6 protein-coding genes, 1 other RNA gene and 1 riboswitch are annotated in these 7,642 nt (G+C 60.2%); of the genes, 2 read left to right on the top strand and 5 right to left on the bottom strand.

The features are described from left to right. Positions 1–151: 151 nt before the first annotated feature. The gene (locus ACXAH8_RS20370; protein ID WP_475220393.1) at positions 152–1,909 is read right to left on the bottom strand and encodes a DNA polymerase III subunit gamma/tau; all 1,758 of its coding nucleotides are present in this window, start codon (positions 1,907–1,909) and stop codon (positions 152–154) included. A gap of 169 nt (positions 1,910–2,078) precedes the next feature. Here ACXAH8_RS20370 and ACXAH8_RS20365 point away from each other — a divergent pair, with 169 nt between their 5' ends. Continuing rightward, positions 2,079–2,582 carry a protein-tyrosine phosphatase family protein gene (locus tag ACXAH8_RS20365; protein ID WP_475220392.1) on the top strand — a complete coding sequence of 168 codons (504 nt, stop codon included), beginning with the start codon at positions 2,079–2,081 and terminating at the stop codon, positions 2,580–2,582. On the opposite strand, the gene ACXAH8_RS20360 is transcribed toward ACXAH8_RS20365, so the two are convergent. Beyond that, positions 2,579–2,986: a hypothetical protein gene (locus ACXAH8_RS20360; protein WP_475220391.1), complete on the bottom strand. Its 408-nt coding sequence runs from the start codon at positions 2,984–2,986 to the stop codon at positions 2,579–2,581. The two genes, ACXAH8_RS20365 and ACXAH8_RS20360, sit on opposite strands and share 4 nt — an antisense overlap. Positions 2,987–3,074: 88 nt before the next feature. Next, a riboswitch (cobalamin riboswitch) is annotated at positions 3,075–3,294 on the bottom strand. Between the two features lie 160 nt (positions 3,295–3,454). Between ACXAH8_RS20360 and ACXAH8_RS20355 the strand changes: the two genes are divergently transcribed. Next, the gene (locus ACXAH8_RS20355) at positions 3,455–4,312 is read left to right on the top strand and encodes an alpha/beta hydrolase family protein (protein ID WP_475220390.1); all 858 of its coding nucleotides are present in this window, start codon (positions 3,455–3,457) and stop codon (positions 4,310–4,312) included. A 31-nt stretch (positions 4,313–4,343) separates the two neighbouring features. Here ACXAH8_RS20355 and rsgA read toward each other — a convergent pair whose 3' ends face one another. The 3 genes from rsgA to ACXAH8_RS20340 form a co-directional block, all read right to left on the bottom strand. After that, positions 4,344–5,372 (bottom strand): ribosome small subunit-dependent GTPase A, encoded by a 1,029-nt coding sequence (rsgA, locus tag ACXAH8_RS20350; RefSeq protein WP_170642673.1) that lies wholly within the window; start codon positions 5,370–5,372, stop codon positions 4,344–4,346. A gap of 157 nt (positions 5,373–5,529) precedes the next feature. Beyond that, positions 5,530–5,628, bottom strand: an RNA gene (gene ffs, locus ACXAH8_RS20345) — signal recognition particle sRNA small type. A gap of 39 nt (positions 5,629–5,667) precedes the next feature. Next, on the bottom strand, positions 5,668–7,515 hold the full coding sequence (locus tag ACXAH8_RS20340) for a bifunctional 2',3'-cyclic-nucleotide 2'-phosphodiesterase/3'-nucleotidase (RefSeq protein WP_475220389.1): 1,848 nt from the start codon (positions 7,513–7,515) through the stop codon (positions 5,668–5,670). Positions 7,516–7,642 lie beyond the last annotated feature (127 nt).

The raw sequence follows: 7,642 nt of genomic DNA, 5'->3' as shown, positions 1-7,642 counted from the left end.
CACTGAGATCTACACCATTAATCGTTCGTCGGAAGCGTCAGGTGGGGAGAAGAGACAGGCCCGAGCGCTGCCGGGCCCAAGGCCGCTCAGGGTGATCGGCTTTAGCCGATTGCCCGTGGCGGGCGCGGGAGGGTTTGGTTTTGTATAGAGGTCAGTCTTCTTCGAAAGGATCCCATTCATCTTCGACCTCGGGCAGGGCTTCGGTCACGACTTGGGCGGCGCGTTGTTCCGGTGTCTCGATCCGAGTGATTTTGGCCTTGGGAAAACTTGCCAGAACGGCCTGAACCAGCGGATGTGCCGTGGCCTCTTCTTTCAGCGCCAGTTCGGCCTTATCGCGGATTTCGGCTATCGTCGGAGCGTCGCCCTCCGACACGACGGATACCGCCCATCTGTTGCCAGTCCAACGCTGCAAGGCCGATCCCAATCGTGGTGCCAAATCGGTTGGGGCTTGCGAAGATGGGGTGAATTCGATCCGTCCCGGCTGGTAAGACACCAGCCGCACGCCGTTTTCGACCTCGACCAGAAGCTTGACGTCTCGGTTGTTCCGGATCAGCTCGACCACATGTTCGAAACTCGGGTACCGCGCCAGTGCGCTCTGCGTGTCTTGCGCTAAAGCGGCGACGGGTGCGCCTCGGGACCCGCGTGGCGCAGGGGTGTAGCTTGTAGCGGCGCGGGCTTCGACCGAGGCCGCGCCGTTGCTTTGAATGGGCATCCCGCCACCAGGTCCGCCGTTGGGGGGCGGAGGCGTATCCTGCAGCCGTTTGATCAACTCTTCCGGGCTGGGCAGGTCGGCCACGTGAGTCAGTCGGATCACAGCCATTTCGGCAGCCATCATGGCGTTGGGGGCGGCTGAAACCTCCTCCAGTGCTTTCAAAAGCATCTGCCACATCCGGGTCAAAACGCGCATTGGCAGGGCTTCAGCCATTTGCTGGCCGCGGGCGCGTTCATCCGGGGAAACAGTGGGGTCTTCTGCTGCGTCCGGGGTGATCTTCACGACCGAGACCCAATGAGTGATTTCGGCCAGATCACGCAGCACGGCCAGTGGATCAGCCCCTTCGGCGTATTGGCCTCCAAGCTCGGTCAGCGCCCCAGCTGCGTCGCCCCGCAGGATCATGTCCATGAGGTCCAGAACCCGGCCACGATCCGCGAGACCCAGCATCGCGCGCACTTGATCTGCCGTCGTCTCTCCGGCCCCGTGTGAGATCGCCTGATCCAGTAATGAGGTCGCGTCGCGAGCAGATCCCTCGGCAGCACGGGTGATAAGCGCCAACGCATCCTCGGCAATCTCAGCGCTTTCAGCAGAGGCGATCTTGCGTAGCAGGCCGATCATATCCTCGGGTTCGATCCGGCGCAGGTCGAAGCGTTGGCAGCGCGACAGAACGGTGACGGGGACCTTGCGAATCTCGGTTGTGGCGAAGATGAACTTCACATGCGCCGGCGGTTCCTCAAGCGTCTTGAGCAGCGCGTTGAAGGCGCTGGTCGACAGCATGTGGACCTCATCGATGATGTAGATCTTGTAGCGGGCCGAGGCAGCGCGGTAGCGGACGCTGTCGATAATCTCGCGAATATCATTTACGCCGGTGCGGCTGGCGGCGTCCATCTCCATCACGTCGACATGACGACCCTCCATGATGGCGACGCAGTGTTCACATTGGCCGCAAGGCTCGGTCGTGGGTCCGCCATTTCCATCCGGTCCGATGCAGTTCATGCCTTTCGCAATGATCCGTGCGGTCGTGGTTTTACCGGTTCCGCGAATGCCCGTCATGACAAAGGCTTGCGCGATGCGATCCGCCTCAAACGCGTTTTTCAGCGTGCGGACCATCGCATCCTGACCCACCAGATCGGCAAAGGTTTCCGGGCGATATTTGCGGGCGAGAACCTGATAGGCGGGGCTGTCTGAGTCGGTCATGTCTGCTCTGGCGGATTCGGAACGTCACCGCAGCGTAGAGGCCCGCGCCGCCCGCGTCCACATGAGTTGAAGAACGATTTTGTTTTGGAAACCGGCGCGTCAGGGGTACACTCTGCGGATTGTGAATCAAGCCTAAAGTCAGGATCAACGCTTCCGGGGGGATGCTGTCATGACGAATTTGGTCATTCATGCTTTGCAAGTGGGCGGGGGCACACTTGCCCTAACGTCGATGCCGGGAAAGGGCGGCGACTATGCTGGCGACCTTGAAACGATCGGAGATTGGAGGCCGGGTCTCGTGCTGTCGATGACAACCGAGGCCGAGCTGGTCCAGTTCGGAGCCCGCGATTTTGGCCGCGACGTTCAGGGTCGCGCCAGCCGCTGGGTGCATCTGCCGATTCAGGATTTCGGCGTGCCACCGTCAGAGGTTGATGCGCAATGGCCTGATGTTAGTGCCGCGGCGCGTCAGGCTTTGTCGGGCGGAGGGCGCGTGCTTGTCCATTGCAAGGGCGGATGCGGTCGCTCTGGCATGGTTGTGCTGCGGTTGATGATCGAGTGTGGCGAGCTTCCAACTCAAGCGCTGGAGCGGTTGCGCAAGTTGCGCCCCTGCGCGGTCGAAACCGATGCGCAGAAGCACTGGGCCACCTTACCCGCCCGAGCTTTGGTGGACACCTAGGCCGACAGTTGTACTTCCGCCGGTGCCTGTTTGTGCGGCGCAATCACTGATGCCTCGAGCATGGCGCAGGGCAGGGATGTCATCGCTGCGCTAGGCAGGCTGCTCGTTTCGGTACCGAACATAAGGTCGGCGTAGCGATCGAGGGTCTCGCTGTCGGCATTAGGATCCGCTCCGCAATAGACCCTCACCCGCGACTGGCTGGCCCGAAACCGCGCGTGGCATCCGTCCGAGCAATGGGTCAGGTCACTGCTGCCTTCGATTTCAAAGTCCGATGTGGTCGCCGGACCAGCTTGGTCCAGCGCGTCAACCATCGAACGCGCCAGCCGTGCCAGTGCCGGGCACGTTTTGCCCGTATGTTGGCAGATGGTTGCTGAGAACCTATGTGTCTTCGTCTTCCAGATCATCCTGCGCCCTCCGCGCGGTGGACAGGGGCTGGGATCAGGTGGGGCAGATAGGGTCTGTCACGGCCTGCCCGGACACCCCGCCCGAGTTTGGGTTATGTTGACGATGGCAGGTCTCCTGACTTGCGGGTCATCGCTTTGCCGACCTTCCCGGCCTTTCGGCCAGTGGCTCTTCGACATCGCTCGCCGCTTACAGTTGCGGGGGCAGTCGCGGATTTGGTTCTTCCCGAGCAAGCCGGGGAAAACCGCACCGTGTTCCCTTTTCATCCCGACCTCTTGTGAAAGCCGGGAACCATCGAACCATCGCTAGCGTTCATAACCATTCTGAGTCAAGTTGAACTTTCTGCGCTGCGGAAAGCCGATCCGCGAAGTGGACGCGTGGTCAAGCGGGATCGCAGTTGACTTGCATGGGCTGTCTGGGGTCAAGTTGCAATATGAACTCATCAGTTCAGTTTTCCGCCGAGGATACCCATGTTGGATTCAAACCATACAGTGCTGATCGAAGATGTTCAGATCCCGGTGGGGGATGGCACCCTGTCCGGGCGGATCTACCGGCCCGTGGCGCAGCCCGAAACCGTAGTGGTGGTCAACAGCGCGACGGGAGTTCCGCGTGACTACTACAAGCATTTCGCACAGTGGTTGGCGTCGGATCGGGATATCGCCTGTCTGATCTATGACTACCGGGAATTCGGTCATTCGAAATCGGGGCCACAGCGTCGGTCGAAGATCTCGATGGCGGATTGGGCGTTGCAGGACATGCCCGCCGCGCGGGCCGAGATGCGCCGACGGTTCCCGCTGTCGCAGCAATGGTCAGTTGGTCATTCGCTTGGAGGGATGCTGGGGCCAGTGCAGCCGGATATCGACAAGATTGATCGCATGATCTGCGTCTGTTCTGGCCTTGTGAAGTTGGGCGATCATCCTTGGCCGTACTGCGCTCTGGCCGGGTTGTTCTGGTATGGGCATGTGCCTCTGGTCGTGAGCGGCCTGGGGTATTTGCCGGGCAAGGCACTTGGGTTTGGAACAGACCTACCGCCTAAGGTCTATTGGCAATGGCGCAAATGGTGCACCGCGCCGCAAAGCTATCTGCCCGAGATCGGAGACACACTGCCGCAAGCTACGTGGCAGGATGCTGACGTTCCCGTCGACCTTTTTGCCTTCACAGATGATGAGATGGTCCCAGAAGCTGCCGTTTGGCGGTTGGCCGAGCTTTATGGTCCAAAAGCACGCCGTCACCTGTTGTCACCGGAAGAGTTTGGTGTTCGGGAGATCGGCCATATCGGTGTGTTTGCCCGCCGAAATGCGGTGCTCTGGCCACGATTGATCGCTTGATGGGGGGCGCCGGCGGACCGGCGCCCTTGTTTCAATCGCCGCGCCGCGCGGATTTTCCGTGCATCGCAGATCGGACCATCTTGCCGAAAGCCTTGTCGCGTGCCCGCGCCTCGGCCACGGTCTCAGAGTTGCGCTGATCCTCGCGCCTCAGCTTGCGCCAGCGTTCCAACCGATCTGCATCCAGTGTGCCTGCTTCAATCGCCGCCTGCACAGCGCAACCGGGCTCGGCCTCATGCTGGCAATCCGAAAACCGGCAGGTTTGGGCCAGCTCCAGAATGTCCGAGAACACTTCGTCCACCCCGTCCTGCGCGTCGAGCAGGCGCAGGGCGCGCATGCCGGGGGTGTCGACCAGCCAACCGCCATTTTGCATCGGATGTAAGGCGCGAGACGTCGTGGTGTGGCGGCCTCGGGCGTCATCCTCGCGGATTGTGGCTGTTGCCTGATCCTGCCCGGTCATTCCGTTGGCGAGCGTTGTTTTGCCAACCCCGGATGACCCGACCAAAGCCGCTGTCTGACTCGCCGGACACCATGCCAGAACCTGCTGCAGGTCTAACGCTTCATGCGCGTTGACCGTCAGGACTGTCAAAAACGGTGCCAGCGCTTCGGCCTGCTTGGCGTAGGCTGCGGGGTCCGAGCAGCTATCTGCTTTGGTCAGGACCACGACAGGATAGCAGCCCGCCTGATGCGCCAGTGCCAGATACCGTTCGAGCCGGGGCACATTGAAATCCGCATTGCACGAGCTGACGATGAACAGCACGTCAACATTGGCTGCGATCAACTGCGCCTCGGCTCCGGTTCCGGCAGCACGGCGTTGCAACAGGCTGCGCCGGTCAAGCAGATGCTGAACGCGATTCTTGTCATCGGCCAGCACCCAATCGCCAACCGTAAAATCGCCAGTGGAATGACCAGGGGCCAACAGAGGCATTTCACCGGTCTCGTTCATCCCGACCAGACGGTCCCGGTGAACGGCGGTGATACGAAAAGGCATGAATTGTGCGTGCGCCGCGTGCTGTGCGGCGAAGTGAGAGGACCATCCCAGGTCTGAAAGAGTAAAAGACATTGGTTTGCCTGTGTTCAGATATAGCAATCCCATCGGATGGCAGACGCGCATCCGTTGGTGATGTGTTCAGGCAATCGGAGAGTTGGGTTTAGAACCGATCTGCCCGAAGGGTGTTTGCTACAATCATAAAGCCCTCCTGCGGCTGATGGTTTATATAAAGTGAGAGGTTGGACATCGACCCAAGCGGGGCTCGTTGTGGCTGCTTCCTTCCGGACCTGACCAGGTTGGCGAGGCGCTCGCCCGCGCCAACCTCTCAGGGCCTGATATAGGGAAGGGATGTGAAAATGACAACCCGTCACAAGGTCAGTCGTATCCTTTCAAAGCCCTCGGTATCAGGCCCCAGTAATTCCGGGGAGTACTCGCTTAGCTCAGGCAAATACTTCAATGCTCCGCTTCCGGTTCTGAGGATCGTGCGGGCACCAATCATCGGAGCGAAGTAGAATGGGTATGGAGCCTGATCCAGAGGGTCCGCGGGTAGTCGGTCTGACAGGTAGTCACGCAATATCTCTTTGATATCTCTGGACGGCAGCGGAATGGTCCGGGCCTTGTAAACGAAAGGGAAATGCCCACCGCCGCTGGCGCGATAGTTGTTAAGGGCGACGACAAAGCTCTGGTCGTCGCGGACTGTTTGCCCGCCAAAGCACAGGTCACGGACGCGCTGGGCGGTTGGATCGGTCAAGGCGCCGTTGCTATCGAACCGCGCCGGGCTGGACAGGTCGATCTGATATGTGACGCCAAACACGACGTCAAAGTTATGCCCCGCCCGGCGGGAATCGGTCAGCACGGCTTGGGCGTCTGGGTAGATCTGGTTGAACACACCCGCTGACATCTCAAGCCAATCCCGCAGTTGCGCGCCGGTGATTTCGACGGCCCGCAATTCGTTGGGAAAGACATGCAGGTCAGCGACGTGACGCAGGCAGATCTCGCCCACCGGCACATCCGTATAGTTCCTCGGCCCGGCGCGCCCGCCGAATTTGTAAGGCGACACTGCAGACAGAAGCGGCAGTTCGGCGACGGCGGTGCCGTGTAAAAACGGGCGCAAACCCGCCGCTTGTGCCGCCGCCACAAGGGCGAGCCCTCGATCCGGCGCGCAGAAGCTGAAATAGCTGTGCAGGCTCTGCGTGGTATGGCTGACAGGTTCGGCCATCATCTTGCGCGTGGCCAGATGAGCGGGCTTGAACATCTCGTTCAGGTCCTTGTCTTCGACCTCATCGGCTGTTTCAACTAGGTCGCAGTGGCGATCTGTGATCTGCCAGCGCCCCTCGGGCGACTTGGTCAGGCGCAGGTCTATGACCCCCAGAAAAGACCCAGCGGACCCGGCCATGACCACAGGTGTGCCGTGGACCAGAGCATTTTCGGCATCAACGCCGTCAAGCCCGAGATGCCCCGCGCCGGGCAGTGTCAGATGCGTATGACCGGCAATAATCGCGTCAATGCCCTCAATCTCGGCAAGGGGGATGACGGCATTCTCAGGCCCCTGCTGAGCCGCCGATTGCTCCAACCCTGAATGCGCCAGCGCGATGACCAGATCACAGCCCTGCGCGCGCAACGCCTCAGCCGTTCGTAGGGCGGTGGTCAGGATATCCTCGGCAATGACCATGTCTTTCAGGTGATGCGCCTCCCACATCGTTGTTTGAGGTGGAAGCACGGACAATACGCCGATTCGGATCGTTTCTTCCTGCGCAATGGACCGTGTCAGGACAACACTGCGCAGCCAGGGCTGTCGATCGTCCACATGGGTCAGATTGCTGCAAATCACAGGGCAATGGGCTTGGCCTATGACGTGCTCCAGAACGTCCAGCCCGAACCCGAAATCATGGTTGCCCAAGCCGATAGCGTCATATTCCAGCGCCTTGAAGGCCTGCATCATCGGGTGCGGGACATCGTTTTCCACCGCCCAGTCCCCAATAGGCGTCCCTTGAAGCGCGTCGCCATTGTCGAACAAAAGGGTCAAACTGCCCTCGGCCTGTTGACGGGCGTTTCGGATCGCCGACGCCGTACGAGTCAGCCCGATGGTCGGATCTGGTTTGTCCGCATAGTAGTCGAACCCGGTCAGGGTCATATGCAGATCTGTGGTTGCCAGAATGCGGATATGCATTCCTGCGTCCTGCGCGTCTTTCATGCGCGGGGAGATTGCGGTCACGTTTGGTCGTCTACTTTTGCACTATGAGAGTTAAGAAAATTTACCAAGAGGACAAATAAATGAAAAATCCGAGGCGGTCATGCGGTGTTTCGGTGGCACCTGTCGATATGCCGCAGTAGTGAATTGA

The sequence above is a fragment of the Ruegeria sp. ABV3_008 genome (genome assembly GCF_056161185.1).
Note: the sequence above shows the minus strand (reverse complement) of the source record. Positions and strands in the feature narration are given on the sequence as shown.

Bases quoted from the DNA above. Each gene is read 5' to 3' on its own strand.
- ACXAH8_RS20370 (WP_475220393.1), bottom strand. From the start codon at position 1,909: ATGACCGACTCAGACAGCCCCGCCTATCAGGTTCTCGCCCGCAAATAT.
- ACXAH8_RS20365 (WP_475220392.1), top strand. From the start codon at position 2,079: ATGACGAATTTGGTCATTCATGCTTTGCAAGTGGGCGGGGGCACACTT.
- ACXAH8_RS20360 (WP_475220391.1), bottom strand. From the start codon at position 2,986: ATGATCTGGAAGACGAAGACACATAGGTTCTCAGCAACCATCTGCCAA.
- ACXAH8_RS20355 (WP_475220390.1), top strand. From the start codon at position 3,455: ATGTTGGATTCAAACCATACAGTGCTGATCGAAGATGTTCAGATCCCG.
- rsgA (WP_170642673.1), bottom strand. From the start codon at position 5,372: ATGTCTTTTACTCTTTCAGACCTGGGATGGTCCTCTCACTTCGCCGCA.